We start from the raw sequence: 236 nt of genomic DNA, 5'->3' as shown, positions 1-236 counted from the left end.
CGACAGCACGGACGACCTCGTGCTGAATGCGGACGACATTACCGTCGACGCCACCACCGGCAACTACACCGTGACCGGCGTCGACGTCAGCGGCCTGGCCGACGGCACCCTCACCGTGACCGCGCAAAGCACCGATAACGACGGCAACACGGCCGCGCCCACCGACACCGTGGCCAAGGACTTCAGCTACGGCGACGATGACAACGACGACGGCAGCATCACGAATGCCAGCGTCA

1 protein-coding gene is annotated in these 236 nt (G+C 65.7%); it reads left to right on the top strand.

What is annotated here, in order from left to right; all coding sequences use genetic code 11:
* A partial coding sequence (locus ETC27_RS17390; RefSeq protein WP_168709090.1) for a hypothetical protein occupies positions 1–236 on the top strand: 236 nt, incomplete at both ends.

Origin of the sequence: Onishia niordana (genome assembly GCF_004798965.1) — a bacterium.
Lineage (GTDB): Bacteria > Pseudomonadota > Gammaproteobacteria > Pseudomonadales > Halomonadaceae > Onishia > Onishia niordana.
Note: the sequence above shows the minus strand (reverse complement) of the source record. Positions and strands in the feature narration are given on the sequence as shown.